The sequence below is a fragment of the Microbacterium sp. Leaf436 genome (assembly GCF_001424715.1).
GTDB lineage: Bacteria > Actinomycetota > Actinomycetes > Actinomycetales > Microbacteriaceae > Microbacterium.
Window position 1 is genome coordinate 387,765 of the sequence record NZ_LMRB01000001.1, and the last position, 25,975, is coordinate 413,739.

Below are 25,975 nucleotides of genomic sequence, written 5' to 3' on the forward strand. Positions count from 1 at the left end.
CAGAGACTTCCTCCTCCGCGCGGGAGGCGGTTCAGTGGTGACGTCTGAGAAGGAGGACACCATGACCGAAGTGCAGAACGGATGGACCGGAGGGCAGCGCGCCTTCGGAGACTTCGCACCGGGCCTCGTCCACTACACCGACAAGGTGCTGTTCGACGAGGTGTGGGAGCGCGGCGACCTCTCCAAACGCGACCGGAGTCTCATCACCGTCGCCGCCCTGACCGCCATGGGCAAGACCGATCAGCTGCGGTTCCACCTCGACTATGCCCGCACGAACGGGGTCACCACCGACGAGCTGAAGGAGGCCATCCTCCATCTCGCGTTCTACACGGGCTGGCCCAATGGCATGGCCGCGATGACCGTGCTGAAAGACATCACCGACGAGAAGGATGACTGAAATGACCTTCGACAGCCTGTTTCCGCGCGGCGACGAGAACGACGCCTTCGCGCAGTACTTCATCGGGCAGAGCTACCTCGCCCCCCTCGCGAGCCTCGGAATGAGCATCGCGAACGTCACTTTCGAGCCGGGATGCCGAAACAACTGGCACCGCCACAACGCCACCGCGGGTGGGGGGCAGATCCTGCTCGCGACCGCCGGCAGCGGTTGGTATCAGGCGGAGGGCGAGGAGCCCGTCAGCCTCATCCCCGGCACGGTCATCGAGATCCCCGCCGGCACGAAGCACTGGCACGGCGCCAAGGCCGACTCGTGGTTCAGCCACGTCGCCATCGCCGTGCCGGGGGAGAACACCTCGAACGAGTGGCTCGAGCCCGTCGCCGACGAGGACTACGCCGCGCTCGGCCTGGAGCGGGGAGGGCAATCGGCAGGCTGAGCCGAGATCGTCTGAAAGCAGCACCCCGCTCGCGGCGGAGGTGTCCACGCGCGGGGGCGGGGCGGGCGCCCCGACACCCCGCGCGGGCGCCGCTCATCCCGTCAGGGGCGGATGAGCACCTTCAACGCTTCGCGCGCGTCCATCAGCCGGTAGGCCTCGGCGATGTCGTCGAGCGGGAGTTCCCGGTCGAAGACCTTTCCGGGATCGATGGTGCCGTCGATCACCTGGGGGATGGCGGCTTCGAGGTAGGCGCGCACGGTGGCGGGGCCGCCGGTGAGGGTGGCGTTCTTGCCGAACAGCGAGGCGAAGCCGACGGCGGCATCCTCGTACTGGGGAACGCCCACGCGCGAGATGACACCGCCCGGGCGGACGATGCCGTACGCCTGCTCGTACGCGGGCATGTGTCCGACCGCTTCCAGGACGACGTGCGCCCCTTCGCCGCCGGTGAGCTGGAGGACTTTCGCAATCCCCTCTTCGCCGCGCTCGGCGACGACGTGGGTGGCGCCGAACTCCCGGCCGAGATCCGTGCGGGCGGTGTGACGGCCCATCAGGATGATCGTCTCGGCGCCGAGCTGACGTGCGGCCAGGACGGCGGAGAGCCCGACGGCTCCGTCGCCGATCACGGCGACGGTCTTGCCCGCCTCGACGCCGCCGCGCACGGCGGCGTGGTAGCCGGTCAGGTACACGTCGGAGAGGGTGAGCAGCGCGGGCATGAGCGCCTCGTCGGTCCCGGCGGGGATGGCGACGGCGGTTCCGTCGGCGTAGGGAATCCGCAGCATCTCGGCCTGCGTGGCCGAGGGGGCGCCGTCGAAGAATCCACCGTGCACGCACGAGGTGGTGATCCCGTCGCGGCAGAACGCGCAGGTGCCGTCCGACCAGGCGAACGGGACGATGACGGTGTCGCCGACGGCGAGGGTGGTGACGTCGGCGCCGATCTGCTCGATGACGCCGATGGCCTCGTGGCCCATGCGGCGACCCTCGGGGGTGTCGCCGAGGTCATGGTAGGGGTGCAGGTCCGACCCGCAGACGCAGGCGTAGGTGACGCGGATGACCGCATCGGTGGGCTCTTGGATCGTCGGTTCGGGCACGTCGACGACGCGGACGTCACCGGCGGCGTACATGAGGGTTGCGCGCATGATGTTCTCTTTCTACGGGTGGTGCGGGTGGGATCGGACGAGCCGCCGTCGCGTCAGGCGAACACGGCGCTCGCCGGCGTCAGTCGACGATCTCGACGGTCACGGGACCGCCCTCGAGGAGCGAGAGTTGCTCCTCGGTCGCGACGTACGTACCGATGTGCAGGGTGGCATCCGAAAAGCCGATGCCGTCGGCGTTGTAGTAGAAGCCGAGGTTCCCCCACGAGGTGAAGTAGATGAGGTCTCCGTCCTCGGGATCGGAGCCGGGCGAGCCGTCGTGGGCGAGCTCGCGGGGGAGGTACGAGATCTTCTCCCGGCCGGCGAACTCCTCGAACGTGAGCTCCGTGGGGAGGAGGGAGAGGAAGTCGCGCACGCCGGGGCTGTCCTCCCCGACGGTGACGTCGACGCTCGTGCGGTCGGACGTGAACCGCACCACCGTGCCCACGATTTGCCCAGGTTCATCGGTCGGTGTCGGTGCCGACGATGACTCGACGCCGGCGGCCGTCGGTATGGCGGAGGCCGCGGGCGGAACCGACGATGCGGCGGTGGGGGAGCAGGCGGTGAGCGCCGCGGTCATGAGCGCGCCGACGGTGACGGCGAGCAGCGCACGACGTCGGTGTTCCCGTGCTTTGCCGGTGAACGCGGTCATCGGCTGCGATCCTTCGCGGTCCCGGCGTGCTCGTCGTCGGTGAGGGGGCCGGCTGACGCACGCGGCTGGGGTCGGCGGGCGAGCAGGAGGAAGGCGGCGCCGGCGAGCAGCACCGCGACGGTGGTCACCACGCCGAGCGGGAGGATGCTGAGCGCCCCCGCTACCCCGACCAGGGGCGCGGCGATTCCGCCGAACCCGAACCGCACCATGCCGAGCAGCGATGAGGCGGTGCCGGCCATCTGCGGGTAGTCGACGAGCGCGAGGGTGGTCGCGGGTGGCGACGAGATCGCGACCCCACCGGCGAGCAGGAACAGCGACACGATCACCACCCACAACGGCATCCGGGTGAGTCCCGACGACAGCAACCCGAGCGCGCCGATGCCGGCGACCAGGATGCCGACGGTCAGGGTGCCGGTGATGCTCCACCGTTCCGCGGCCCGGCCGGCGAGGTAGCCGAGGGTCATGAACCCCGCGGAGTTGAGGCCGAAGGCGAGTGCGTACGCGAGGGGGGACAGCCCGTAGATGTCCTGCAGCACGAACGTGGACCCGGCGAGGTAGGCGAACAGGGCGCCGTACAGGAACCCCTGGTTCAGGATCGCGCCGACGAACACCCGGTCGGAGAGCAGCGTGCGGAAGTCGCGCAGGGTGTGCGTGAGGCCGCCCGTCGCGCGGCTCTCGGCAGGCAGGGTCTCGGGGAACATCCGCAGGGCGATAACGAGGATGCCCGCGCCGATGAGAGCCAGGAAGACGAAAAGTCCCCGCCAGTCGGCCACCGTGTTCAGCACCCCGCCGAGGAGCGGTCCGATGATCGCGGCGAGTCCGCCGACCACGGTGAGGCGGCCGTAGAAACGCACCAGTGCGCCACCCGTGTAGATGTCACGACCGGCTGCCTGCGCGATGACGATCCCGACCCCGCCGGCCAGACCCTGCACGAATCGCACGATGATCAGCAGTTCGACCGTGGGGCTGATTGCGCACAGCGCCGAGGTGACGATGTACGCGACGATGCCGATGAGCAGGATGCCGCGTCGCCCGAATCGGTCCGACAGGGCGCCCGCGACCAGCTGCCCGAGGGCGAGGCCGATCAGGCAGGCCGTCACGGTGAGCTGGGCCACCGAGGTGGCCGCGCCGAGTTCCGCAGCCAAGGCGGGGAGGGCGGGGAGGTAGAGGTCCATCGAGATCGGACCGAACACCGTCAGCAGCAGGAGCAGAGTGGGCAGGATGCGGCTGAACTCCGTCCGCGAGGGTGAGATCTGTGCGGTCATGTCATCCACGGTGCGCGCTCAGCGCGTAGCCGGGGAGTCTCTGATGAGAGGTGTACCGGCAGGGAACCCCTCCTGAGCGAGGAGCGTGGGGTCCTCTGAGAGGGCATCCCTCCCGCGGGCGGGGCGACCTACCCTGGGGCACATGGACAATCGATCAGAGGTGCGGGAGTTCCTCATGACCCGTCGCGCCCGGGTGTCGCCGGATGCCGCCGGCATCCCCGCCGGGCCGAATCGCCGGGTCGAGGGGCTGCGCCGCAGCGAGGTCGCCGCGCTCGCCGGGGTCAGCGTCGAGTACTACTCGAAGCTGGAACGCGGGTCGATCGCGGGGGCCTCCGCGGCCGTGCTCGACGCGGTCTCGCGCGCCCTGCAGCTCTCGGATGCCGAGCACTCCCACCTGCTCGACCTTGCGCGCAACGCCGACGGGATCCCGTCGTCGGGCCGCACCCGCCGCCGTGGCAGCAAACCCGCCTCACCCCGGAACAGCTTGGAGTGGGCACTGGCATCCATAACCGATTCGGTGGCGGTGGTGCGGGATCAGCGGCAGGACATCGTCGCGTTCAATACCTTGGGCAAGGCGTTCTACTCGCCCCTGATCGGTGACGCGGGACGCGTGCCGAACTTCGCCCGCTTCCAATTCCTCGACCCGGCCGCGCACGACTTCTACCCCGACTGGGACCTGTTCGCCGACATGTGCGTCGCCGTCATCCGCGCCGAGGCCGGCCGCGATCCGCATGACAAGGGCATCCAAGACCTCGTCGGCGAACTCTCGACGAGAAGCGAGGTGTTCCGCACGCTCTGGGCGGCACACAACGTGCGCACCCACGGATCCGGTCAGAAGCGATTCCACCACCCCGTCGTCGGCGAGGTGACCCTCGTCTACGAGGAGCTCGCGATCACGGCCGAGCCGGGGCAGGTTCTGCTGATCTACTCCGCCGAGCCCGGCTCGCCGTCTGCCGAGCGGTTGGGGTTGCTGGCGTCGTGGGCTGCTGAGGCGGCGGCGCAACCGGCGTCTTGACGGGGGATGCCGGGGTGCCATCGTCGTCGCCCCCGGCGGCTGACGGTGTGTGTCGGTTTCCGCGCCCTGTCGGCGTTGCGGCGGCCGCGCTAGCCTGACGCCACCACCGCCCGCGTCGAGGGAGACCGCCGTGACCCAACCGCTTTGCTACGGCATCAACGTCACCCTCGACGGGTGCGTTCACCACGAGGCGGGCCTGCCTCCGGATGCCGAATCCATGGCGTTCTGGACTGACGAACTGCGCCGCTCCGACTCGCTGCTCTACGGCCGCGTCACGTACGAGCTGATGGAGTCCGCCTGGCGTCGACCCGAGTCGGGGGAGTGGCCCGACTGGATGGATGCCAGCGAGGTCGCGTTCTCGGAGGTGATGGACCCGATGCGGAAGTACGTCGTCTCGACGGAACTGGATGCCGTGGACTGGAACGCCTCGCTCGTGCGGGGTGACCTCGGTACCGCGGTCGACGAGTTGAAGGCGCAGCCGGGGCGGGGGATCTTGGTGGGTGGGGTGCGGCTGCCGGCGGCGCTCGCGGAGCTCGGGCTGATCGATGAGTTCACGTTCGTCGTGCACCCGGTGGTCGCGGGGCGGGGGCCGCGGTTGCTGGAGGGGGTGTGGGGGCCGTTGGAGTTGGTTGAGCGGTGGGAGTTGGGGCGGGGCGTTGTGGTGCAGCGGTACCGCCGGGCGGAATCGGCCTGACGGTCTACTAGCGCTTCCAGAATCCCAGAGCGCACATCAGCCGGGTCTCGTTGTCGGTGTTGGCCGGCGGCTCGATCAACCGCGGGATCAAGCCCCGCTGCCGCGGTTTAGCGGCCGCATGGAGCTGATCGACGACACGGCGAAACGTTGCGTCGACGTGGAGGAAAGGGTGGGCTGTGGCCTCGGTGGGCGTGCCGGTCGCCATCTCGTCAGCGCGCATTTCGGCGAATGAATGGCCTCCTTTGATCGGTATAGCTGATTGGCCGATAGCTTTCATCAATGGTTACGATCACCCCGGCTCAACTTTCCATCGAGCTTCAAGTGCCACAGAAAAGAATTCGGGACCATCTGCGTTCCGTGTACGGGACTCTCGAGCAAGGTTCGCCGCGCTGGCATCTGTCTGACGAGCAGGCTGAGGGGGTCCGAGAACGTTTCCGCGACGGTCGTCGGGTAAAGCGGGATGACTGGCTGCTTGAGCCGGGCGACACCGTTCGCAGACGATCAATGCACGACGCATACGGCGGTCAGCAGCAAGGTGGGATCTCCACACCACGGGGACAGAATGACATCTTCATCTTCACGGACCCGGAGTCGGGGGCCAGATACGGATACGACAAGTTCGAGGGGTTACGGGAGGACGGCTCCTACTCGTACACCGGTGAGGGGCAGTACGGGCAACAGGAGTTCGTGCGCGGGAACCGTGCCTTGCGCGATTGCGCTAAGGACGGGAGGACCATCCGGCTCTTCAGAACACGCGGCACGTCAGCGACCTATGTCGGAGCGTTCACGACAGGTACACCCACGCATGAGATCGAAACGATCCCTGACGCTTCTGGAAATCCCCGCGCAGGAATCATCTTCAACCTCCTGCCGATCAATGCGAACGTCGAGCTGCTCCCTGCCTATGGGGGCGGCTTGGGACCGGACGCACTTACCCACTACTCGGCTACGCCGCGCGCGTGGACGCCCCCTGAGTACGACGATGTGGTGTTGGCCGCTACCGAGGCCGCCCCTGGCGAGCGTGTCGTTTCTCGGATCGAATTTGAGCTGCAGGCCGCGTTCGGTGAGTGGCTGGGCACGCAGGGGCTTTCACCGCAACGACTCCCGCTCCGAGCGGGGAGTGCACTGATCGAGCCAGACATGTTCGTCCCGGAACGCGACTGGATCGTGGAGGCGAAAAAGTCGACCGCGCGAGGGCACGTGCGAACGGCGATCGGGCAGGTTCTGGATTACGTCCACGTGGCTCGAAAGGCGGGGCTGGATGCCACTCCCGTCATTCTTCTCCCGGGACCCCCGGAGGAAGATCTCCGCGAGTTGATGCACACCCTCGGTATTACTTTGGTTCGGAGAATCGATGACGGCTTTGAGGTCTCTGCGCCTTAGTATCCGCGCGCAATCAGGATCTTCACGGCGGGCCAGTCGGGCTCGGCCCAATGCAAGTGCTCAAGAGCTCGCGCAGCTACCCACGCCAGGCTGTCATGATCGGTGCTCTGGGTCGGCCGTGGTCCTTCGAGCTCAGCGCGAAGGCAGGTCAACCGAATGACGAGATCACCGACCAACGTTTCGTCGGTCGTCAGTTCTCCCAGAACGCGGATGCTGATGGCCAACTCTTCTTGAATCTCGCGGCGCAGGGCCTCAGCTGCGCTCTCTCCGTCCTCGACCTTGCCCCCTGGGAATTCCCAACGCCCACCCGAGGCCTTTCCTGGGCGACGTCGACACGCGAGGAACTGATCTCCGTCCTGAATCACGGCTGCCACAACCCTGAGCACAATGGCCATGGCACGACCGTAGTCGCAGCTGGGGCACCACGTGCGCCCGGCTGAAGCCCCTGCGGCTGGGTAGCGTGCGCCGCATCCGTTCTGCCCGATGACGACACCATCGCCCCGTCAGAGCCGAGCTTCCCGTGCTCGCCGCCTCGGTTAGCGTAGGAGGGTTGCACGCGAGTCGGGAGAGTCTGTGGTGACAGGTCCAATGAAGAGTCGGGTCGACAAGGTCTGGGATGCGTTCTGGTCGGCTGGTTAGAGGCGGGGAGAGAAATTCGCGCAGCTGGCGCCGTGCAGCCGCAACGCGTAGCCAAAGCCCGCTTCTCTGGCCAAACCTCGCGGGGGGTCGTGGCGCAAGCCCAAGGCCCGCGCCACGACCCCTGGGGTCACGCCGCCGCGACCGACGCGCTCCACGTGACCCCGAACCGGTCGGTCAGCATCCCGAAGCCGGCACTCCACGCTGATGCCGCCAGGGGCTCGACGATCGTGGCATCCACCGCCAGGGCGTCCCAGTGGCCCTGCAGCTCGTCGAGCGTGGGAGAGGTGATCGACACGAACAGCGCCTGCTCCGTGACCGTCGTGTTGTTCTCGCGGTGGGTCGACCCGCCGCCGACGATGCCGCCCTCGGTGCGGCCGGGGATGTCGTAGCCCATGATGCGGAAGCCGTTCTCGGCGGCGACCAGGCCGAAGACGACCTTGTCGGATCCGGGGATGTCGGCCGGCATCCCGAAGTCGGCGTAGGTGTTGACGACGAGGTGTCCGCCGAAGACGGACTGGTAGAAAGCGAGCGCCTCACGGGCGTCGCCGCGGAAGTTCAGGTGGGTGGTGGTCTGCACGGACATGTCTGCTCCTCGATGTCTCGGCCGGGATCGGCTTGTGAATCAACGGTCTCAGCCGTGTAGGTCTGTTTCTGTCCTCTATTCGCTCTAACGTGGACGACATGGCTACGACGTCGAGATTGCTCACTCTGCTGTCGCTGCTGCAGGCCCGGCGCGACTGGCCGGGGTCGGTGTTGGCGTCGCGGCTGGGTATCAGCCATCGCACGGTGCGGCGTGACATCGACCGTCTTCGCGAGATGGGCTACCGCATCGAGGCAGCGATGGGTCCCGACGGCGGATACCGCCTCGAGGCGGGAAACGACATGCCCCCGCTGCTCTTCGACGACGACCAGGCGCTCGCGGTCGCGATCGCGCTGCGGGCGGCTCCTGCGCTGGGCGCCGGTATCGGGGAGGCGGCGGTGCGCGCACTCGGGACCATGCGTCAGGTGCTGCCATCGCGGCTACGGCACCGGCTCGATGCCATCGAGGTGACCACGGTCGGGCGACCCGGTGACGGGCCGGCCGTCGCGGTGCCCCTGGACGTGCTCCTGACGCTGGGGCAGGCTCTGCGTGACCGGGTGACAGTCCGCTTCGACTACCTGCCTCGCGAGGGGGACGACGCCGAGCCGGGGCCGGTCCGGCGGGTCGAGCCGCACCATCTCGTCGCATCGCAGGGCAGGTGGTACCTGCTCGCGTGGGACCTCGACCGGGAGGACTGGCGGCTCTTCTCGGCGCATCGAGTGCGGCCGCGAGTGCCGTCGGGAGCTCCGTTCCTGCCGCGGATCGTGCCGGGCGGTGATGTCGACGCGTTCGTCTCGGCGCGGTTCAAGGGGTCGGACACGAATGAGTGGGCCTGCCGGGGGACGGTGCTGTTGCACGCGCCGGCCCGCGATGTGCTGCCCTTCGCGGGCGACGGCACCGTCACGGCTGTGGACGACGAGCGCTGCACCCTCGAAGCCGGTTCGTGGTCGTGGGGTGCCCTCGCCGCATCGTTCGGACGGTTCGAGGTGGCGATGGAGGTGGTGGGGCCAGCGGAGTTGGCGGAGGCGTTCGCGGTGCAGGCACAGCGGTTCGCGGCGGCGGGCGGAGGCCCTTCCGCCGAGGGGATCCGACGACCAAGCTAGCGGCATGACCCAGCCGCTCCGCTACGCCATCAACGTCACGCTCGACGGCTGCGTCCACCACGAGACCGGCCTTCCGCCGGACTCCGAATCCATGGCGTTCTGGACCGACGAGCTGCGACGCTCGGACACACTCCTCTACGGCCGCGTCACGTACGAGCTGATGCTGGGGGCGTGGCGGCGGCCGGAGTCGGGGGAGTGGCCGGACTGGATGGATGCCGATGAGGTGGCCTTCTCGGAGGTGATGGATCCGATGCGGAAGGTCGTGGCATCCGGAACCATCGACGCCGTGGACTGGAACGCCGAACTCATCAGTGGTGACGTTGTCGAAGCCGTTCGGGCGCTGAAGGAACGGCCGGGGCGGGGCATTTCGCTCGGCGGCGTGCAACTCCCGGCCGCGCTCGCCGCGGCCGGGCTCATCGACGAGTACACCTTCGTCGTACACCCGGTGGTCGCCGGGCGCGGGCCACGCCTGCTCGATGGCATCCGGAATCAAATGCGACTCGAGCTCGTCGAGCGCCGGGAGTTCCGCTCGGGCGCCACCGCGCAGCGATACCGAGCCGCCTCATAGCGCCCGCCCGCTACTCCGAACCCGCCCCATCGCGATCGCTTGTACGCGAGGTGGCGACAATCGCCACCCCCACGGCGAGCACGGCCGCGTTCGACCAGAAGATCGCCACGAGTCCGAAGGGGCCGGCGACGAGGCCCACGCTCACTGGGATCAGCACCTGCAGCACGCGGTTGGCGGTCAGGCGCAGGCCGAGGGCGGCGCCGTGCACCGCGGGCGGGGTGATGGCGGTCGTCCAGGCCATGGTCAGGGGTTGGGGGAGGCCGAGGGCGATGCCGAGCGCGATCATCACGGGGATCGCACCCCACTGGTTCGCAAAGGGCAGGGCGACGAGACTCGCGACGCCCATGAGCATCGCCACGACGAGCAGGGTGCGGCGGCCGAATCGCGCGACGATGCGGGCGAGGCCGAGGCGGCTCACGACCGAGACGATCGCGCGCAGGGCGAGCAGAAGGCCGACGGTGACCGGGGCGATGCCCTTCTCGACCGCCCACAGCGGCACGAAGGTGTAGAGCAGGTCGACCGTCACGAGCACGGCCCCGCTGACGGCGAGGGCCCGCCACAATTCGGGGGCTTTCATCACCGCAGAGAGCGGGGCACGCGGGGTCTTCACGGTCGTGGCACGGCGGTGCGTGTCGCCGCGGCGCAGGAAGAGGATCAGCGGTGTGGCGAGCACCGTGAAGGCGAGGCAGACGGCGAAGCCCGCGGTCGTGTCGGGCTGATCGCGTGCGGCCAGGGTCGCGGCGACGGTGACGGCCGGGGGACCGATCAGTTGACCGATGGATGCCGCTGCGCTGAGGGTGCCGAAGCCGCTGTCCATCGAGCCTCCGCGACTCGCGTGCGCGACGAAGGTCTGCTGGCCGATCATCACGCAGAGGTGGCCCAAGCCGATCGTGAGGGCCGCGGCGAACAACAGCAGCACGGTCGACGGCAGGGTGAGCACGACGATCGCGCCGGCCGAGGCGATGAGAAGGCCGGCGAAGGCGACGGTGCTGCCGCCGAAGCGGTCGCAGATCCGGCCCGCGGGAAGCGCCGCGACGATCGTCGGAACGGCGAAGGATGCCGCGAGCGCGGCGAGCAGCAGCGGATCCCCGCCCAGCTCGAGCGCCCGGTAGCCGACCATCAGCCGGACACCGACCCACGAGGCCTGCGACAGTGCCGCCTGGGTGCTGAGTGCCGCCCGCCAGGCGGGGCCGGTCACGGCCGCAGGGGGATCTCGTCGGTGCCGCCGAGCATGCGGGTGAGACCGTCGATGTCCTCGCGCACGGCGTGGTACCGCTCGGAGTCGAGGTGGTAGACCGCGAGCTGGAGCGCATAGCAGATGGCCATCGGCACGAAGAGGGTGCGGTACTCGCTGTCGGCGCTGCGGAGGGCCGCGATCAGGTGGTCGGGCGCGGGCCGGAACTGGGCGCCCGGCACGTCGGTGATGAGCAGGCTGCGTCCGCGTCGGCGCTGCGCCTCGGCGATGAGGGCGGGGAGCATCCGCGGCGTCTCGCGCAGCGCGAAGCCGATCAGCATGCTGGTGGAGTCGAACGGCACGAAGCGCTCGGCGAGATCCTTCGCCTGGGGCGAGAGGGTGACCACGACCATTCCCAGCCGACGGAAGCGTCGGGCGAGCAGCTCCTGCAGCGAGCGGGCGTCGCCGTTCGCGAAGATGTAGACAACCCCGGCGCCGGCGATGTCGCGGGCGGCGGCGTCGATCGCGGACTGGGGGACGAACTCCGACAGGCGTTCGAGGCCGGCTCGCTCGTCGGCGACGAAGGATGCCAGGTCGGCCCCGGATTCCTGCCGCATCGGCGCACCCGAGAGCGCGGGGTTCACCTCGTCGGCGCGCAGGTCGCGGCGCAGGTCGGGGTACCCGCGGTAGCCCAGCTTCTGCGCGAGGCGCACCACGGTCGACTCGTGCGTGCCGGCCTGGGCAGCCACGTCGGCCGCCGTCGTCGACGACGTCGCGGCGCTCAGCAGCACCGTCATGACCTTCTGCTCCGTAGCGCTCAGGGCGGCGGTGTTGCGAGTCGCGACGGCGCGAAAGCTCATGTTCTCTCCTTCGAGGGCACGACGCCGATCGAGCGGGTCGGTTGTTGACAAGTCTGGACCATCCTGCAATCCTGTGCAAGTGCGCAAGTTGCATTAAATGCCTTGCACACACACCTAGCACGGAAACCCGCAGAGAGGCGGATGACGATGGCGTCTGATGTGGTGGAGACCTCGTCCTCGACGAGGGCGCGGCAGTACCTGGAATGGTCTGTCGTGGCGATCGGTGCCGTCGCCGGCATCGCGGTCATGGTGTCGGGCTTCGGCTACGGCCTGACGAACGTGACCGGGGTCGGCGCGGGGTTCTTCCCGGTCGTCGCGGGCGCCACGATCGCGCTCGGCGCGGTGCTCTGGGCGCTCCAGCTGCTCGGTGCGGCTGCGGCGCGGCGCCGCGAGGCGAGCCGGTCGGACACACGGCCCCCGTTCGAGGGCAACCGCGTCGACCCGCCCACCGACACGGCGATCGGCGTGCTCGTCGTCGACGGGATCGACGAGGAAGACGACGACATCGCCCTTCCCGACCGGCGCGGAGTGCTGCGCGTCGCCATCGTGGCGGGGGCGCTCGTGCTCTCCGCGATCCTGCTCCCGGTGCTCGGCTACCTCATCACCATGACGCTGCTGCTCTTCAGCGTGATGACGCTCGTGAGCGCTCGCCGCTGGTGGGTCGCCCTTCTCATCGCCGTCGGTGTCGCCGTCATCAGCCGGTTCGTCTTCGCCGACCTGCTCGGCACCGCCCTCCCGCACTCGAGCATCACCGTGCTCCGCATGATCGGCCTCTGACATGGAATTCGGCGCTCTCTTCCAAGGACTCCTCACCGTTCTCACCCCCGAGAACCTGCTCTTCGCCCTTCTCGGCTGCGTGCTCGGCATGCTCGTCGGCGTGCTGCCCGGCTTCGGGCCCGCAGCAGCCGTGTCGCTGCTCATCCCGGTCACGTTCGGGCTCTCGCCCACGACGGCGATCATCATGCTCGCCGCCATCCTCTACGGCGCGGCCTTCGGCGGCACGATCACCGCCGTCCTGCTGCGGATCCCCGGCGAAGCCTCCTCGGTGGCGACGACCCTCGACGGATACGAGCTCGCCAAGCGCGGCCGCGGCGGCCCGGCCCTCGTGATCGCGGCGGTGGGCTCTTTCATCGGCGGGCTGGTCGGAGTCGTCGGGTTCGTGCTCGTCGCCCCCTTCGCGCGGATCGCACTGGAGTTCGGCGCCCCCGAGCTGTTCCTCGTGTCGTTCCTCGGGCTGCTGCTCATCACGAGCTTCGCGGGCAGCAACCCCGCCAAGGCGCTCATCAGCGCCGGCGTGGGCCTGGCGATCGCGACGGTGGGCCTCGACCCGGGCGTCGGCATCGTGCGCTTCGGATTCGACATGCCACAGCTGTTCGACGGCATCGGCCTCGTCGCGATCGTGATGGGCGCCTTCGGGCTCAGCGAGATCCTCGCCCAGGCCCAGCGTGGACCCGGCGGCATCGCCAAGCCCCTCTCGATCGGACGGCTCTACCCCACCCGCGACGACTTCCGGCGCTCGTGGAAGCCCTTCTTCCGCGGCTCGATCATCGGCTTCTTCATGGGTCTGCTCCCCGGCTCTCCCGGAGCCGCGACGTCGCTGGCCTCGTACGCCGCCGAGAAGCGCTTCTCGAAGAAGCACCGCTCGGAGTTCGGCCGCGGCGCCATGGAGGGCGTCGCCGGGCCCGAGTCCGCCAACAACGCCCTCGCGGTGTCGTCGATGATCCCGCTGTTCACCCTCGGCATCCCGACGTCGGCCACGGTCGCGATCATGGCGGGGGCGTTCACCGTCAACGGCCTCATCCCCGGGCCGCTCCTGTTCCGCGACAACCCCGAGGTCGCCTGGGCCATCATCGCCAGCTTCCTGGTGGGCAACGTCATCCTGCTCATCCTCAACGTGCCCCTTGTGCGCGTCTGGATCGCGGTCCTGCGCCTGCCTTTCGCCTACCTGATGGCCGCGATCCTCGCGTTCATGTTCCTCGGCACCTACTCGATCAACGGCAGCACCTTCGAGATCTTCGTCATGGTCGCCGCGGGCGTGATCGGCTACGTCTTCCACCTGCTGCGCGTGCCGCTCACACCTCTCGTGCTCGCGATCATCCTCGGCCCGATGCTCGAGGAGAACTTCCAGCGCTCGCTCGCCCTGTCGCGCGGCGACTGGGGAGTGTTCACCAGCAGCCCGATCGCCACCGGCCTGCTCATCGTCTGCGCCCTCGCCGTCGCGCTCGGAGCGAGCCGCCCCGCCCTCGCCGCCTTCGTGCGGTCGCGGTCACGGTCCCGCGCGCGGATCGACGCCTAATCCTGTCCCTGCTCACCCGTCATCCCCACCAGAAGGAGAAATCAGCATGCGAACCCGCTCCCTGACCCTCACCGCCGTCGCAGCCTTCGCGGCCGTAGCCCTCGTCGGATGCTCGTCCGCCGCCGGCACCACCTCGAACGGCAACGGCGCCGACGAGGCCTGGCCCGCCGCCGGAACGGACATCGAATGGATCGTCCCCTCGGCAGCCGGTGCCGGCAACGACATCCTGGCCCGCATCGTCGCGCCGGCCATGCAGGAATCCCTCGACGCCAACATCCAGGTCGTGAACCTCGAGGGCGGCAGCCAGGTCGTCGGCCTCAGCAAGCTCGCCACCTCGGCACCCGACGGGACGACGTTCGGCTACACGAACATCCCGTCGATCCTCGGTCGCTACCTCGACCCCTCGAAGAATGCCACGTTCGATCGTGAGAGCTTCCTGCCGGTCGGTTCCTTCGCCACCAACTCGGTCGTGATCGGCGTGGCTGCCAACAGCCCCTACAAGACCATCGACGACCTGTTCGCCGCCGTCGAAGACGACCCCGGCACGATCACGGCGGGAACGGACTCGCGCGCCGGCGACGACCACGTCAACCTGCGCATCCTCGAGAACGAACTCGACCTGGGGTTCAACATCGTCCACTACAACAGTGGTGCCGACAAGGTGGCCGCTGTCATGTCCGGTGAGGTGAACTTCGCCCTGGGCGGGGTCTCGAGCTTCTACGGCCCGTACAAGTCGGGCGACATCCGCCTGCTGGCGATCGTCGAAGACGAGCAGAGCGAGCTCATGCCCGACGTGCCCACCCTGACCGGAGCGGGCTACGAGGTGGCGCCGATGAACAGCCGCTTCACCCTGTCGGTGCCGGCCGAGACGCCCGAGAACATCCGCTCCTCGCTGGAGGCCGCGCTCAAGGTCGCCGCGGAGGACCCCGCGGTCATCGAGAAGCTCACCAACGCGGCCACCGTCGCCTCGTGGATGCCGGGTGCCGAGGTCGAGACGCTGTGGGAAGAGCGCGAAGCCACGATCTCTCCCATCATCGACGAGCTGCTGCAGGTCTCGAAGTGACCTCGGCCGTCGCGACACCCGTCGCCGAGCGCGCACCCCTCAGCGCCTCCGAGCGCGAACGTCTCGCGCCCCTGGCCGCCTCGGCGGTCGTCGACTCCATGCAGCGCCTCGGGTCTCCGGATGCCGGCATCTCACCGACGTGGGTGGGTGCGCGCCTGGTGGGTCCGGCGCTCACCGTGCTCACGGCGGCGGGCGACAACCAGATCGTCCACGCGGCGCTCGACGTCGTCCAGCCGGGCGAGGTCATCGTGCTCAACGGGTTCGGCGACACCACGCGGGCGCTGATCGGCGACCTCATCGCCGAGCGGGCGCGGAGCCTCGGAGTGGCGGGCTTCGTCGTCGACGGCTGCGTGCGCGACGTCGACGCGATCCGCGAGCTGGGCCTGCCCGTCTTCGCCCGCGGGGTGACCCCGGCCGGTCCCTACAAGAACGGTCCCGGCGTGATCGGCGGCGCCGTCGCCATCGGGGGAGTGGCCGTGCTCACGGGTGACGTCGTGGTCGCCGACGCCGACGGCGTCGTGTTCATCCCCCGCGCGCAGCTGGACACCATCGTCGACCTGGCGGAGCAGAAGCTCGAGAGCGAGGCCCGGAAGCGGGCGAGCATCCGGGCGTCCGTGGGCTGAGTCCTCACCGGCATCCGCATCCCCGGTTATGACGAAGGGCCTCGCGCGAACGGCATCCACCGTCCGTGCGAGGCCCTTCGACGTGATTCAGCCCTGCAAGAACGGGTAATCCGTGTAGCCGCGCTCGTCGCCGCCGTAGACCGACGCCTGGTCGACCTCGTTCTCATCGGCGCCCTGCTCCCAGCGCGTCACGAGGTCGGGGTTGGCGATCGCGGGGCGACCGACGGCAACCAGGTCGGCGATGCCGTCGTCGACGGCCGAGACGGCCTCGTCGCGCGTGGTGATGCTCGAGAAGCCGGTGTTGACGATGACCGTGCCGCCGAACGCACGGCGGAGGTCCTGGATCAGCTCGCCCGCGGGGTCGGCGTGCAGCACGCTCAGGTACGCGAGGCCCAGAGGCGCGAGGCCGGCGATGAGCGCTTCGTAGGTGGCGCGGGTCTCGGCTTCGTCCTTCTCCCACACGTCCTGGATGTTGTGGGCGGGCGAGATGCGGATGCCGACGCGACCGGCGCCGATCTCGGCCACGACGGCCTCGGCGACCTCGATGACGAAGCGGGCGCGGGCCTCGGGCGACCCGCCGTACTCGTCGGTGCGCTGGTTGGAGGCGGGGGAGAGGAACTCGTGCAGCAGGTATCCGTTGGCGCCGTGCAGCTCAACACCGTCGAAGCCGGCATCCACCGCCCTACGGGCGGCGGCGACGAATTCGTCACGCACCGTGGCGAGTTCGGAGGTCTCGAGCGCGTGCGGCTCGGCGTAGGCGACCTTGGTTCCGTCGGCCAGGCGCGTGTCGCCCTGGATCGCGATCGCCGAGGGGGCGACGATGCGGTCGGTGCCGGTGATGTCGGGGTGCGTGACGCGTCCGCCGTTCATCAGCTGCATGAAGACGGTGCCGCCCTCGGCGTGCACGGCCTCTGCCACCTTGGCCCAGCCGGCGGCCTGGGCGTCGGTGACGATGCCGGGCTGTCCGGGGTAGGCGCGCGACTCGTCGCTCGGGAAGACGCCCTCGGTGACGAGGAGGCCGATGCCCGCGCGCTGCGCGTAGTACTTCGCCACGATCGGGCCGGGAACGCCGTCGGCCGACGCGCGCAGACGGGTCATCGGAGCGAGCGATACGCGGTTGCGAACATCGACATCGCCGACGGTGGTGGGGTGGAACAGGCTCACGGGGGTCCTTTCGTGGGGAAACGGGGGCCACGCCTCCCAACGAGGGGCAGCGGCTGCCTATTCCACCGGGGCCACATCCGCAGACCGGATGGCGTGACGTGAGAGCGACATCAGCTTCGCGGCCGCCGCGTCTACGGCATCCAGAACCCCAGCGTGCACAGCAGTCGCGTCTCGTCATCGGCGTCCGCCGGCGGGTCGATCGCCGGACCGAACACGCCCCACTGGCGCCACTCGTCGGCGTGGCGAACGACGTGTTCGTTCATCCCCGCGATCAGCTCGGGTGAGAGGTGAAACGGGACGCCGAACGTCTTGGCGATCATCCACGCCTGAAAAGCGCGGTATGTCGCCAGATGAGCGAAGCCCTCGGCCGCCGGGTAGTCGCCGTACGTGAAGTGGAAGGTGTCGGCGATGTCGCCCTTGTTCACCGCGGCCGTCGCGGCGTCGTTGAGCGCGTCGTACGCGGCGATCGGATCGTCGCCGCTCAAGAGGTCGCCCTCGGCGAACGGGTCGCCGTCGGCCGCCGCGCGGCCCGCGATCACGTCGGGGACCCAGGCTTCGTCGTACGCGTGCCGCCCGATGATGTCGAGCAGCGTGGGCGACTCGAGCTGGCTCCATTCCTTCGGCACCGGGGCCGAGAAGTCAGCGGGATCGAGGCGGTCGATGACATCGCGCAGCGCGGCGTCGGAGCGCAGAAACAGTTCGGCGGGCGTCATGGCGACGACGGTACTCCGGGCCACCGACACCGGCTAGAGGGGGCGCCGGCGGTGCGCGCGCACGTGACGAGCGGAGGGGGAGGGAGGGGCGGAGGATCGATTCTGCTCACACCTCCTCCCGCGGTCACACCTCCTCCGCTGGCTTCAACCGCTCCTTCGGCGCGACCCCGCGCCCCGAGCGACGACACCGCCATACGATGGTGCCGCGACCGACCGGAGGACCGCGATGACCGAGAACCCCCTCGCCCACCGACGGGACTACACGCTCGACGAGCTCGACGACGCCGCGCTCTCGGCATCGCCCATCGCTCTTCTCCTCCGGTGGCTGAACGATGCTGCCGGCCTTTCCGAGCCGAACGCGATGGTGGTCTCGACGGTGGATGCCGAGGCCCGACCCACCTCGCGTACCGTGCTGCTGCGTGGCATCGACGACGACGGCGCGCTGTGGTTCTTCACCAACCGCCTGTCGCGAAAGGGCCGCGCGCTCGCCGAGAACCCTTCGGTGTCGATCCTGTTCCCCTGGTACGCGTTGCAGCGCCAGGTCATCGTGCTCGGTACGGCGACGCCGCTGCCGCCCGAGCGTGACGACGCGTACTTCGCCTCGCGGCCCCGCGCTTCGCAGCTGTCGGCCTGGGCGAGCCACCAGTCGGAGCAGGTGGCATCCCGAACCGCCCTCGAGGAGCAGATGGCCCGGATCGGCGCCCGATTCGCCGACGACGAGTCCGTGCCGCGCCCCCCGCACTGGGGTGGATACCGGGTCGAGCCGCGCGAGATCGAGTTCTGGCAGGGGCGGCCGTCGCGACTGCACGACCGCATCGTGTTCTCGCGCGAGGGTCCGGCGGGGGAGTGGGCGGCGTACCGGCGGCAGCCGTGACGACGCCTTCCTCGGCTGAGTGCGGGTCGGCACTGCGCGAGATCGCGCCCGGTGTGCTCGTGAGCACGAGTCGCACGATGCAGACGAACACGACGGTCATCGTCGACTCAGGCCGCGCGTTGCTCGTCGACCCCGCGTGGATGCCCGACGAACTCGCCGCGCTCGCCCGCGAGTTGCGGGAGCGCGGCATCACCGTGGTCGAGGGCTTCGCGACCCACGCCCACCACGACCATGTGCTCTGGCATCCGGAATTCGGCGACGTGCCCCGCTGGGCGTCGGCGCGCACCGCCGAGCTCGCCCGCACCGAGCGTGCCGACCTGGTCGCCGCTCTCGGGCCGGCGTTCTCCGACGACCTCGTCGACCTGATGGGACGGGTGGATGCCGGCATCCCGGCCTTCGACGTGGAGCTCATCGTGCACGACGGGCACGCCCCCGGGCACACGGCGCTCTGGCTGCCGGAGCCGCGCGTGCTCGTGGCAGGAGACATGCTGAGCGACGTCGAGCTTCCGCTTCCGTTCTGGCCCGATGACGTGCCGGCCTACGAGCGGGCGCTCGATGCGCTCGAGCCCTACGCCGACGCCGCGCGCCTCGTCATCCCGGGCCACGGGAACGTGGGCACCGACGCCCGCGCTCGCCTCGACGCCGACCGCCGCTACCTCACCGACGTCCGGCGCACCGGCCGGTCGAACGACCCGAGGCGTGCGAACGAGGGGATGGATGCCGAGTACGCACACCTGCAGGAGCTTCTCAGCCGTCAGCCCTGAGCCGGATGCCGTCGGTTCGCTGTCGTCCGTGCTCGGGACACCGCGCGGCGCCGATGTCCATGGGCGGTCCCGGGGGCGCATCGAATGCGACACTGACGAGACATGCACGAGCGAGGGGGCGCAATGGCGAAGAAAGACGCGAAGAAGCCCGCGATCGACGAGAAGGCGTTCGTCGACGCGTCGTCGGAGGCGCGGTCGCGCTACGGCCGGTTCAATCTCGCGATCGTCGGGACTTCCGGAGTGGGCAAGTCGTCGCTCGTCAACGCCGTGTTCGGGCGCGACTGGGCGAAGGTCGGGCGAGGGCTCCCGGTCACGCGCGGGGTGCAGTTCTACAGCGACGACTCCCTCGGCATCTGGGACGTCGAGGGCTTCGAGATCGGATCGCCCATTCCGCCCGATCAGCAACTCCGAAACCACCTCGACGCGATCGCGGCGCACTCCGGCGACCACCAGATCTCGGTCGTCTGGTACTGCGTGAAGGCCAACGACGATCGCCTCACGCCCGCCGACATCGCCATGATCCGTGAACTCGACGCCCGTGGACTCCCCGTCATCCTGGTGCTCACCAAGGTCGATTGGATCAAGAACCCGATCACCGGGCATCAGAGCGTGGCCAAAGACGTGGAGGCCTTCGTCGACTGGCTGAACGACCCGACGGATGCCGCGACCGGCGAACGCCTACGTGTGCCGTATCGGCGCGTCATCCTCACCTCTACGCGCGACCGGCACGGGAAGGGGAAGGGGCACGGCCTCGGTGACCTTGTCACCGAGACGCTCGCCCTCGCTCCCGAGCGTGACAAGGACGCCTTTCGCATCGCACAGCGCCTCAACCTCCCGTGGAAGCGCGAGATGGCTCGCCCGATCATCGCGGCAGCGGCCGCGGCAGCCGCGGGAGCGGCGACCGTTCCGCTTCCTGTCTCGGATGCTTTCACTCTTGCGCCGATCCAGCTCACGATGATGGGGCGGATCGCCGCGGTCTACGACCTCGAGGTCAAGACGATGCTCTCGGCCGGGGCCCTCGCCCAGTTCGGCGTGCAGGTGGCGGGTCGGGCTCTGGCGACGAGCTTCCTGAAGCTGATCCCCGGCGCCGGCGTCGTGGTGAATGCGGCGGTGGCGGGCGCCCTCACGGCGGCGACCGGAGAGAGCTGGCTGAGGATCTGCGAACTCCTGCACACGGGCAAGATCGACGTCCGCAAGCTCGACCAGGAGTGGGCCAAGTACGCGCCGAACTTCATGGACGTCGCTCGGAAGCTGATCGAGCGGCGGGTGCTGAAGAAATAGCGCATCCGGCGCCGGGGTCGCATGATCGAGCCCGGGAAGGGCGGAGGGCGAGGGATGAGCGGAGGGCGGATGCCGCTGAGGCGTCCTCCCGTGGCCCCCTCCCCTCCGCTGGTCACGGCTCCCCGCACCGCAGCCGACCAGGCCTCACGACCCCCGCGGCCCCGCCGCGTGAAACCCTGGGAGGCACCATGACCGACGAAACCCCCGCCGACCGCCTCCGCGCCGCCCTCGGACACCCCGATGCGTCCGCGCGCCTGCAGTCCGCGCTCGCCGCGGGAACGCGACCCGACGACAGTTACGTCGCCGAGCTGGTGGCCCGGTGCGGGGTCGAGCCCGACTTCTTCGTGCGCGACATGCTGACCTGGGCGCTCACGCGGCACGACCCGGCCCGCACCGTGCCGGCCCTGCTTCCCGAAGTGGCATCCGAGATCCCCCAGGCGCGCAGCCAAGCGCTGCACACCCTGTCGAAGATCGGCGACCCCGCGGCGTTCGCGGCGATCACCCCGGCGGTGCTGCGCGATCGGCACCCCGAGGTGGCGCGGGCGGCGTGGCGAACGGCATCCGGGCTCGTTCTCGACGGCGAGCACGAGAGCCTCGCCGATGAACTGTCGACCCAGTTCGGCCGCGGCGACCACGACACGCAGCGCAGCCTCAGCCGCGCGTTCGCCGCCATCGGATTCCGGGCCGAGGCGGCCGTCGCGCGCGCGGCCGCGTCGCCCTACGACGTCGTGAGCGCCCACGCGCGGGCCACGGCGATCGTCATGGACGACCCCGACACCGAGTTCGCCGAGGCCGTCGTCGAAGCGCAGCGGGCGCTCCCCGCGGAGGAGTGACGTCCGGGGCGTTGAGCCCGGCCGCGGGTCGATCCCGCGGGCACCTACCGCCGCGCCGCCTTCGCCGACGGCGCGGTGAGCGAAGGAATCAGCACAGGCGTGCTGTCGCGGTACGCGACGTAGTCGGCGCGGTCGCCCCAGCGCTCGTCGGCGCGCTTCTCGAGCAACGGGATGCCGCTGACCCGGGTGAGCAGAAGGATGACGAAGAGCGGCGAGAGGACCGCGATCCACTGCCACCCCTGCAGCACCGGCACCGCGACGAGGAAGACGCCGACCCACACGAGGATCTCGCCGAAGTAGTTGGGGTGGCGCGAACGCGACCACAGACCCGTGCGGATGAACTCGCCCTTGTTCGCCGGGTCGGCGCGGAACGCCTGCTTCTGCAGGTCGGCGACCACCTCGAGCACCATTCCGAGCAGCCAGACCACGATGCCCGCCGCGGCGAAACCGTCGAGGGGCGCCCGGTCGGTGGCATCCGCGCTCATCGCGATCCACGCGGCCGAGGCGGTGAGAGCGACCCACAGACCCTGGATGCACCACACCTGGAAGAAACGCAGCGGCTTCGTCTTGATCTCGTCGAACCGTCCGTCGGAGCCCGAGCGGTGCACGCGCGCGAACAGGAACGACCCCAGGCGTGCGGCCCACAGCACCACCATGGCGGCGAGGATCCACCCGCGGGCATCCTGCGCGGGCGCGAGGAACGCCAGCGCGACCGACACCGAGATGAACGTCAGGCTGCCGGTGAGGTCGAAGAACCGCTCGGTGCGGCGAAGCGCCGAGGGCACGAAGACGAGGAACTGGATGACGAAGGCCGCGGCCACCGCGAGGGCGAACACCGGGATGCCGCCGACCTGCGCGCCGCGATGGCTGCCGGCCACGGCGACCCCGGCGCCGATGGCGAGGGCCACGACGACGGCGACGATGGCCTTGCGGTTCTGCGTGTCGGCGGACCCGCTGGTGGTGGGGGGAACGGGTGCGGTCATGATGCGGCTCCTCGGTACAGGGTGTCGATCGTGTCGGCGGCGCGATGCAGCACCTCGCGGCGCTTGATCTTGAGCGTGGGGGTGACGAGCTCGCGGTCGTCGAGGTCGGCGAGCACGAGGGTGAACCGGCGCACCTGCTCGCTGCGCGCGACGAGGGCGTTGGCGGCGTCGACGGTGGACTGCAGGTTCGCGCACAGGAGCGGCTCGTCGATCGCGCGCAGCTCTCCCGGTGAGCCGGGCTCGAGCACCGCGCCGTTCGCAGCGGCCCACGCGGCGGACTGCTCGGGGTCGAGGATGAGCAGGGCCGAGAGGTAGGGCTTGCCCTCGCCGACCATCACGGCGTGCTGCACGAGCGGGCTCGCCTCGACGGCGCCCTCCCAGCGGGCGGGGACCACGGTCTTGCCGTTCGAGGTGACGATGACGTCTTTCAGGCGGCCTTCGAGGATCAGGCGCCCTCCGTCGTCGATGCGGCCCAGGTCTCCCGTGCGGAAGAAGCCGTCGACGAAGGCCTCGGCGTCGTGGCGGGGGTCGCGGTACCCGGCGAACACGCCCACCCCGCGAGCCAGCACTTCGCCCTCGGCGCTGATGCGCACCGTCGAGCCGGGCAGCGGAAGCCCGACCGTGCCCGAGACGATGCGGCCGGGCAGGTTGCCGGTCAGCGGCGCGGTGGTCTCGGTGAGCCCGTAGCCCTCGATGACCGGAACCCCGATCCCGCGGAAGAACAGCGACAGGATGCCGTCGAGGGTCGCCCCGCCCGACAGGATGTAGCCGACGCGTCCGCCCATCACCGCGCGCAGCCGTGAGTAGAAGAGGGCGTCGAAGACGGCGGCGCGCACGCGGAGGCCGAGGGGAACGCGGCGGCGATGGCCGGCATCCTGCTTCTCGGCGAAGCGTCCGCGGGCGACGGCCGTCGACACGGCGCGCGCCCAGACCCGGCCGAGGCCCTTCGCGGCGGCCTTGTCGGCGGCGGCGGCCTGGATCTTCTGCAGCACGCGCGGCACGACGACGAGGAACGTCGGGCGCAGCACCGCCAGGGCGGGCACGACCTTCGCCGGGTCGGAGAGGTGCGCGATGCGCATGCCGCTGGCGATGCAGATCAACTGCAGGCCGCGGGCGAGTACGTGCGCGAGCGGAAGGAAGATGATCGTGTTGCCCGTCGGGGTGACCACCTCGCGGTAGGCCGCGGCGATGTTGAGCACCTGGCCGAGGAAGTTCGCGTGCGTGAGCACGGCGCCTTTCGGCTCGCCCGTCGTGCCCGAGGTGTAGACGATCGTCGCGGGGTCGTCGTGCCCCGCGAGCGTGCGCCGGCTCTCGAGCTCGGCGTCGGAGACGTGCGCACCGAGCGCTACGAGGTCGTCGAGGGAGGGGATGCCATCGACTCCCCGCATCGCCCAGGTGCCGAGCGCGTCGGTCTCCGCCTGCGCGAGCGCCGCGTGCAGCAGGTCGGCGTGCGCGCGCGACCCGGCGACGGCCAGGCGCACGCCGGCATCGCGCACGATCGCATCGACTTGCGAGGCCGACGAGGAGTCGTAGACCGGAACGACGACGCCGCCGGCGAACCAGGTCGCGAGATCGGCGACGGCCCACTCGTAGCGTGTCGGAGCCATGATGGCGACCGTGTCGCCCGCGGCGAGGCCGGCGCCCATCATTCCCTTGGCGAGAGTGCGCACGTCGTCGAGGAACGCGGCGGTCGTCACCGGGCGCCACGACGAGGCGTCGTCGGTGGGCACCTCGAACGCGACGTGCTCCGGGGCTTCGGCCGCTCGAAGCGCGAGCAGGTCGGTCACGTTGGCGAACGCGTCCAGGCTCGCCAGCGCAGGCGTGGTCGTCTCGAGCATGTGTCCTCCGGTGCGAGTGCGCGGCCATCGGAGAGACAGGCCGCCGATCAGTGTTCGGAGGAGTGCGCGAATCGGATGGGTACTGCGTGCGAGGGAGGGGAGGAAGGGAGGGGCCCCCCGTCAAGCCCCGACCTTTTCAGGCATCTCCTCAACGCGGAGGAGTACCGTCTCATCCGGTCTGCGCGACTGCACGTGCTCAGGTCGACTCCTCTGGCGTCGTCGACGAGCACGGGGTCGCGCCCGAACACGAGACGGAGGCGATGACCATCAGCACGATGACCGCCTCCGCGCCGACCGTGCAGCGCTCCGCGGCCGAGGCCGCCCCCGGCCCCCTCTCGCACGTGCGCAACCTGCCGTCGCTCACGGGGCTGCGCTGGGCGACCGCGATGCTGATCTTCGGCCACCACATCATGGCGGTCGAGTACTTCGGCGGGAACGCCGGGGTCGTGTGGGGCGTGCTGTTCGAGGCCGGCAAGACCGGGGTGACGCTGTTCTTCATCCTCTCGGGCTTCGTGCTGGCGTGGGGCTACAAGCCGCAGCAGTCGGCGCGGTCGTTCTGGTGGCACCGTTTCGCCCGCGTCTATCCCCTGCACCTCGTCGGCGTCGGGCTCGCGCTGGTCGCCGCGGCGACACTGGTGCCCGAGATCCGTGCCGACGGCGCGGCGCCCGTCGTCGCCAACGTGCTCCTCGTCAACGGCTGGGTGCCCGACTGGTGGCAGGCGGGCAACCCCGCGAGCTGGTCGCTGGTGTGCGAGGCGTTCTTCTACCTGAGCTTCCCGTTCCTGATCCGCCCCCTCGTGCGCGCGTCGAATCGCACCCTCGTGGTGGTGGTCGTGGCATCCCTTGTTCTCGTGGCCCTCATGCCCCAGATCGCCGCGGTGTCGCCCGTGCCCCTGTCGGCCGCATCGACACCGCTGCTGCGCATGCCCGAGTTCGTCATCGGCGTGAGTCTGGCGCTGCTGATGAAGAACAGTGACTGGCGTCCGGTGCGCCTCGCGCTCGCGGTGCCGCTCGCCCTCGCCGGATACGCGCTGTCCGAGGCCCCGACCCTTCCCGGCACCGACGTGCACCCCGGCCTCGCCGCGACGGTGGGCTTCTTCGCCCTGCTCGTCGCCTCGCTCGCGGACGCCGACGCCCGGTCGAACTCGACGTTCCTGGCCCGGCCGCTCTGGCAGGAGCTCGGCCGTGTCTCGTTCGCGTTCTACCTGGTGCACCTGCTCGTGATCGCGTCGGTGTCGTCGGCCTGGCCTGACGGGCATCCGCAGCTGCCGTGGCGGCGCGCGGTGCTGCTCGCGCTCGCCGCGTTCGGCATCGCCCTGGCGATCGCCTGGGTGCTGCACAAAGCGGTCGAGGTCCCCGCGCAGCGGTGGCTGCTGCGCCGCGATCGGGCACGCGCGACGGCCCGCTCGACCGCGACCCTGGCGGCGGCCGACGCCCGCCGGTAGCATCGCCGGATGTTCTCGGCCGTCGGCGGTGCCCACCTGCTCATCCTGTTGCTCACCTGGGGCCTCGGTCTCGTGGTGGTCGGGGCGGCGCTGTACGTCGTCGTGCGCGTGGCCGTGCTGCACGCGCTGAAGGCGCACACGCGGTGGATCGACGGCGGGAAGCCCTAGCCGCGCCACCGGAACGGGCGCGGCTTCCGGAACAGGC

The 25,975-nt window shown here is 69.9% G+C and carries 28 protein-coding genes; 17 read left to right on the forward strand and 11 right to left on the reverse strand.

Translation table 11 applies throughout. The features are described 5' to 3' along the window. Positions 1–61: 61 nt before the first annotated feature. Positions 62–397, forward strand: a complete 336-nt coding sequence (locus tag ASG45_RS01760) for a carboxymuconolactone decarboxylase family protein (RefSeq protein WP_055832409.1) — start codon at positions 62–64, stop codon at positions 395–397. Between the two features lies 1 nt (position 398). Next, on the forward strand, positions 399–830 hold the full coding sequence (locus ASG45_RS01765; protein WP_235561543.1) for a cupin domain-containing protein: 432 nt from the start codon (positions 399–401) through the stop codon (positions 828–830). A 101-nt stretch (positions 831–931) separates the two neighbouring features. Here ASG45_RS01765 and ASG45_RS01770 read toward each other — a convergent pair whose 3' ends face one another. The 3 genes from ASG45_RS01770 to ASG45_RS01780 all read right to left on the reverse strand — a co-directional run bounded on the left by ASG45_RS01770 (position 932) and on the right by ASG45_RS01780 (position 3,877). Next, positions 932–1,966, reverse strand: a complete 1,035-nt coding sequence (locus ASG45_RS01770) for a zinc-binding dehydrogenase (protein WP_082516408.1) — start codon at positions 1,964–1,966, stop codon at positions 932–934. Positions 1,967–2,045: 79 nt separating this feature from the next. Then, positions 2,046–2,612, reverse strand: a complete 567-nt coding sequence (locus ASG45_RS01775; RefSeq protein WP_235561544.1) for a cyclophilin-like fold protein — start codon at positions 2,610–2,612, stop codon at positions 2,046–2,048. Further along, the gene (locus ASG45_RS01780) at positions 2,609–3,877 is read right to left on the reverse strand and encodes a multidrug effflux MFS transporter (RefSeq protein WP_055832413.1); all 1,269 of its coding nucleotides are present in this window, start codon (positions 3,875–3,877) and stop codon (positions 2,609–2,611) included. Before ASG45_RS01780 ends, ASG45_RS01775 begins: the two co-directional genes overlap by 4 nt. A gap of 142 nt (positions 3,878–4,019) precedes the next feature. On the opposite strand from ASG45_RS01780, the gene ASG45_RS01785 reads away from it, so the two are divergent. The 3 genes from ASG45_RS01785 (at position 4,020) to ASG45_RS01800 (ending at position 6,969) form a co-directional block, all read left to right on the forward strand. After that, positions 4,020–4,892: a helix-turn-helix domain-containing protein gene (locus tag ASG45_RS01785; RefSeq protein ID WP_055832415.1), complete on the forward strand. Its 873-nt coding sequence runs from the start codon at positions 4,020–4,022 to the stop codon at positions 4,890–4,892. Between the two features lie 130 nt (positions 4,893–5,022). Continuing rightward, on the forward strand, positions 5,023–5,586 hold the full coding sequence (locus ASG45_RS01790; protein WP_055832417.1) for a dihydrofolate reductase family protein: 564 nt from the start codon (positions 5,023–5,025) through the stop codon (positions 5,584–5,586). Between the two features lie 279 nt (positions 5,587–5,865). Further along, the gene (locus ASG45_RS01800; protein ID WP_055832420.1) at positions 5,866–6,969 is read left to right on the forward strand and encodes a hypothetical protein; all 1,104 of its coding nucleotides are present in this window, start codon (positions 5,866–5,868) and stop codon (positions 6,967–6,969) included. On the opposite strand, the gene ASG45_RS15790 is transcribed toward ASG45_RS01800, so the two are convergent. Both ASG45_RS15790 and ASG45_RS01805 read right to left on the reverse strand, forming a co-directional pair. Then, complete coding sequence (locus tag ASG45_RS15790) at positions 6,966–7,364, reverse strand: (deoxy)nucleoside triphosphate pyrophosphohydrolase (RefSeq protein WP_082516409.1); 399 nt, start codon at positions 7,362–7,364, stop codon at positions 6,966–6,968. The genes ASG45_RS01800 and ASG45_RS15790 overlap by 4 nt on opposite strands. Positions 7,365–7,735: 371 nt before the next feature. Then, a complete protein-coding gene (locus ASG45_RS01805) occupies positions 7,736–8,191 on the reverse strand; it encodes a VOC family protein (RefSeq protein ID WP_055832421.1) in 456 nt (151 codons plus the stop codon). A 98-nt stretch (positions 8,192–8,289) separates the two neighbouring features. On the opposite strand from ASG45_RS01805, the gene ASG45_RS01810 reads away from it, so the two are divergent. Next, complete coding sequence (locus tag ASG45_RS01810; RefSeq protein WP_055832422.1) at positions 8,290–9,291, forward strand: helix-turn-helix transcriptional regulator; 1,002 nt, start codon at positions 8,290–8,292, stop codon at positions 9,289–9,291. A gap of 4 nt (positions 9,292–9,295) precedes the next feature. Beyond that, complete coding sequence (locus ASG45_RS01815) at positions 9,296–9,859, forward strand: dihydrofolate reductase family protein (protein ID WP_055832424.1); 564 nt, start codon at positions 9,296–9,298, stop codon at positions 9,857–9,859. Between the two features lie 10 nt (positions 9,860–9,869). On the opposite strand, the gene ASG45_RS01820 is transcribed toward ASG45_RS01815, so the two are convergent. Continuing rightward, positions 9,870–11,057 (reverse strand): MFS transporter, encoded by a 1,188-nt coding sequence (locus ASG45_RS01820; protein WP_055832425.1) that lies wholly within the window; start codon positions 11,055–11,057, stop codon positions 9,870–9,872. Beyond that, a complete protein-coding gene (locus tag ASG45_RS01825) occupies positions 11,054–11,893 on the reverse strand; it encodes a MurR/RpiR family transcriptional regulator (RefSeq protein ID WP_055832427.1) in 840 nt (279 codons plus the stop codon). The genes ASG45_RS01820 and ASG45_RS01825 overlap by 4 nt, the downstream gene beginning before the upstream one ends. Before the next feature lie 147 nt (positions 11,894–12,040). Between ASG45_RS01825 and ASG45_RS01830 the strand changes: the two genes are divergently transcribed. The 4 genes from ASG45_RS01830 to ASG45_RS01845 are packed head-to-tail and all read left to right on the forward strand — an operon-like array spanning position 12,041 to position 15,875. Beyond that, the gene (locus ASG45_RS01830) at positions 12,041–12,670 is read left to right on the forward strand and encodes a tripartite tricarboxylate transporter TctB family protein (protein ID WP_235561545.1); all 630 of its coding nucleotides are present in this window, start codon (positions 12,041–12,043) and stop codon (positions 12,668–12,670) included. A gap of 1 nt (position 12,671) precedes the next feature. Next, a complete protein-coding gene (locus ASG45_RS01835; protein WP_055832433.1) occupies positions 12,672–14,189 on the forward strand; it encodes a tripartite tricarboxylate transporter permease in 1,518 nt (505 codons plus the stop codon). A gap of 46 nt (positions 14,190–14,235) precedes the next feature. Further along, positions 14,236–15,252: a tripartite tricarboxylate transporter substrate binding protein gene (locus ASG45_RS01840; RefSeq protein ID WP_055832435.1), complete on the forward strand. Its 1,017-nt coding sequence runs from the start codon at positions 14,236–14,238 to the stop codon at positions 15,250–15,252. Continuing rightward, positions 15,249–15,875: a hypothetical protein gene (locus tag ASG45_RS01845; protein ID WP_055832437.1), complete on the forward strand. Its 627-nt coding sequence runs from the start codon at positions 15,249–15,251 to the stop codon at positions 15,873–15,875. The genes ASG45_RS01840 and ASG45_RS01845 overlap by 4 nt, the downstream gene beginning before the upstream one ends. Before the next feature lie 87 nt (positions 15,876–15,962). Here ASG45_RS01845 and ASG45_RS01850 read toward each other — a convergent pair whose 3' ends face one another. Together ASG45_RS01850 and ASG45_RS01855 are read right to left on the reverse strand one after the other, a co-directional pair. After that, positions 15,963–17,039: an alkene reductase gene (locus ASG45_RS01850; RefSeq protein ID WP_055832439.1), complete on the reverse strand. Its 1,077-nt coding sequence runs from the start codon at positions 17,037–17,039 to the stop codon at positions 15,963–15,965. Between the two features lie 131 nt (positions 17,040–17,170). Continuing rightward, entirely contained in the window at positions 17,171–17,752 is a 582-nt protein-coding gene (locus tag ASG45_RS01855) for a hypothetical protein (protein WP_055832440.1), read from the reverse strand. A gap of 226 nt (positions 17,753–17,978) precedes the next feature. Here ASG45_RS01855 and pdxH point away from each other — a divergent pair, with 226 nt between their 5' ends. From pdxH to ASG45_RS01875, 4 genes are all read left to right on the forward strand, one after another. Continuing rightward, positions 17,979–18,626, forward strand: a complete 648-nt coding sequence (pdxH, locus tag ASG45_RS01860; protein ID WP_055832442.1) for a pyridoxamine 5'-phosphate oxidase — start codon at positions 17,979–17,981, stop codon at positions 18,624–18,626. 77 nt (positions 18,627–18,703) lie between these two features. Next, positions 18,704–19,390, forward strand: a complete 687-nt coding sequence (locus ASG45_RS01865) for an MBL fold metallo-hydrolase (protein ID WP_055833164.1) — start codon at positions 18,704–18,706, stop codon at positions 19,388–19,390. A 123-nt stretch (positions 19,391–19,513) separates the two neighbouring features. Continuing rightward, positions 19,514–20,671 (forward strand): GTPase family protein, encoded by a 1,158-nt coding sequence (locus ASG45_RS01870; RefSeq protein ID WP_055832444.1) that lies wholly within the window; start codon positions 19,514–19,516, stop codon positions 20,669–20,671. A gap of 188 nt (positions 20,672–20,859) precedes the next feature. After that, positions 20,860–21,504: a HEAT repeat domain-containing protein gene (locus tag ASG45_RS01875; protein ID WP_055832446.1), complete on the forward strand. Its 645-nt coding sequence runs from the start codon at positions 20,860–20,862 to the stop codon at positions 21,502–21,504. A 44-nt stretch (positions 21,505–21,548) separates the two neighbouring features. Here ASG45_RS01875 and ASG45_RS01880 read toward each other — a convergent pair whose 3' ends face one another. Both ASG45_RS01880 and ASG45_RS01885 read right to left on the reverse strand, forming a co-directional pair. Continuing rightward, on the reverse strand, positions 21,549–22,487 hold the full coding sequence (locus ASG45_RS01880) for a DUF1295 domain-containing protein (RefSeq protein ID WP_055832448.1): 939 nt from the start codon (positions 22,485–22,487) through the stop codon (positions 21,549–21,551). Next, positions 22,484–24,325 (reverse strand): AMP-dependent synthetase/ligase, encoded by a 1,842-nt coding sequence (locus ASG45_RS01885; protein WP_055832450.1) that lies wholly within the window; start codon positions 24,323–24,325, stop codon positions 22,484–22,486. Before ASG45_RS01885 ends, ASG45_RS01880 begins: the two co-directional genes overlap by 4 nt. A 260-nt stretch (positions 24,326–24,585) precedes the next feature. On the opposite strand from ASG45_RS01885, the gene ASG45_RS01890 reads away from it, so the two are divergent. After that, positions 24,586–25,770 (forward strand): acyltransferase family protein, encoded by a 1,185-nt coding sequence (locus ASG45_RS01890; RefSeq protein ID WP_055832452.1) that lies wholly within the window; start codon positions 24,586–24,588, stop codon positions 25,768–25,770. A gap of 9 nt (positions 25,771–25,779) precedes the next feature. Then, positions 25,780–25,938, forward strand: a complete 159-nt coding sequence (locus ASG45_RS16055) for a hypothetical protein (protein ID WP_156459327.1) — start codon at positions 25,780–25,782, stop codon at positions 25,936–25,938. Positions 25,939–25,975 lie beyond the last annotated feature (37 nt).

Coding starts and splice junctions, on each gene's coding strand:
- ASG45_RS01760 (WP_055832409.1), top strand. CDS start 62: ATGACCGAAGTGCAGAACGGATGGACCGGAGGGCAGCGCGCCTTCGGA.
- ASG45_RS01765 (WP_235561543.1), top strand. CDS start 399: ATGACCTTCGACAGCCTGTTTCCGCGCGGCGACGAGAACGACGCCTTC.
- ASG45_RS01770 (WP_082516408.1), bottom strand. CDS start 1,966: ATGCGCGCAACCCTCATGTACGCCGCCGGTGACGTCCGCGTCGTCGAC.
- ASG45_RS01775 (WP_235561544.1), bottom strand. CDS start 2,612: ATGACCGCGTTCACCGGCAAAGCACGGGAACACCGACGTCGTGCGCTG.
- ASG45_RS01780 (WP_055832413.1), bottom strand. CDS start 3,877: ATGACCGCACAGATCTCACCCTCGCGGACGGAGTTCAGCCGCATCCTG.
- ASG45_RS01785 (WP_055832415.1), top strand. CDS start 4,020: ATGGACAATCGATCAGAGGTGCGGGAGTTCCTCATGACCCGTCGCGCC.
- ASG45_RS01800 (WP_055832420.1), top strand. CDS start 5,866: ATGGTTACGATCACCCCGGCTCAACTTTCCATCGAGCTTCAAGTGCCA.
- ASG45_RS15790 (WP_082516409.1), bottom strand. CDS start 7,364: ATGGCCATTGTGCTCAGGGTTGTGGCAGCCGTGATTCAGGACGGAGAT.
- ASG45_RS01805 (WP_055832421.1), bottom strand. CDS start 8,191: ATGTCCGTGCAGACCACCACCCACCTGAACTTCCGCGGCGACGCCCGT.
- ASG45_RS01810 (WP_055832422.1), top strand. CDS start 8,290: ATGGCTACGACGTCGAGATTGCTCACTCTGCTGTCGCTGCTGCAGGCC.
- ASG45_RS01815 (WP_055832424.1), top strand. CDS start 9,296: ATGACCCAGCCGCTCCGCTACGCCATCAACGTCACGCTCGACGGCTGC.
- ASG45_RS01825 (WP_055832427.1), bottom strand. CDS start 11,893: ATGAGCTTTCGCGCCGTCGCGACTCGCAACACCGCCGCCCTGAGCGCT.
- ASG45_RS01830 (WP_235561545.1), top strand. CDS start 12,041: ATGGCGTCTGATGTGGTGGAGACCTCGTCCTCGACGAGGGCGCGGCAG.
- ASG45_RS01835 (WP_055832433.1), top strand. CDS start 12,672: ATGGAATTCGGCGCTCTCTTCCAAGGACTCCTCACCGTTCTCACCCCC.
- ASG45_RS01840 (WP_055832435.1), top strand. CDS start 14,236: ATGCGAACCCGCTCCCTGACCCTCACCGCCGTCGCAGCCTTCGCGGCC.
- ASG45_RS01855 (WP_055832440.1), bottom strand. CDS start 17,752: ATGACGCCCGCCGAACTGTTTCTGCGCTCCGACGCCGCGCTGCGCGAT.
- pdxH (WP_055832442.1), top strand. CDS start 17,979: ATGACCGAGAACCCCCTCGCCCACCGACGGGACTACACGCTCGACGAG.
- ASG45_RS01865 (WP_055833164.1), top strand. CDS start 18,704: ATGCAGACGAACACGACGGTCATCGTCGACTCAGGCCGCGCGTTGCTC.
- ASG45_RS01870 (WP_055832444.1), top strand. CDS start 19,514: ATGGCGAAGAAAGACGCGAAGAAGCCCGCGATCGACGAGAAGGCGTTC.
- ASG45_RS01875 (WP_055832446.1), top strand. CDS start 20,860: ATGACCGACGAAACCCCCGCCGACCGCCTCCGCGCCGCCCTCGGACAC.
- ASG45_RS01880 (WP_055832448.1), bottom strand. CDS start 22,487: ATGACCGCACCCGTTCCCCCCACCACCAGCGGGTCCGCCGACACGCAG.
- ASG45_RS01885 (WP_055832450.1), bottom strand. CDS start 24,325: ATGCTCGAGACGACCACGCCTGCGCTGGCGAGCCTGGACGCGTTCGCC.
- ASG45_RS01890 (WP_055832452.1), top strand. CDS start 24,586: ATGACCATCAGCACGATGACCGCCTCCGCGCCGACCGTGCAGCGCTCC.
- ASG45_RS16055 (WP_156459327.1), top strand. CDS start 25,780: ATGTTCTCGGCCGTCGGCGGTGCCCACCTGCTCATCCTGTTGCTCACC.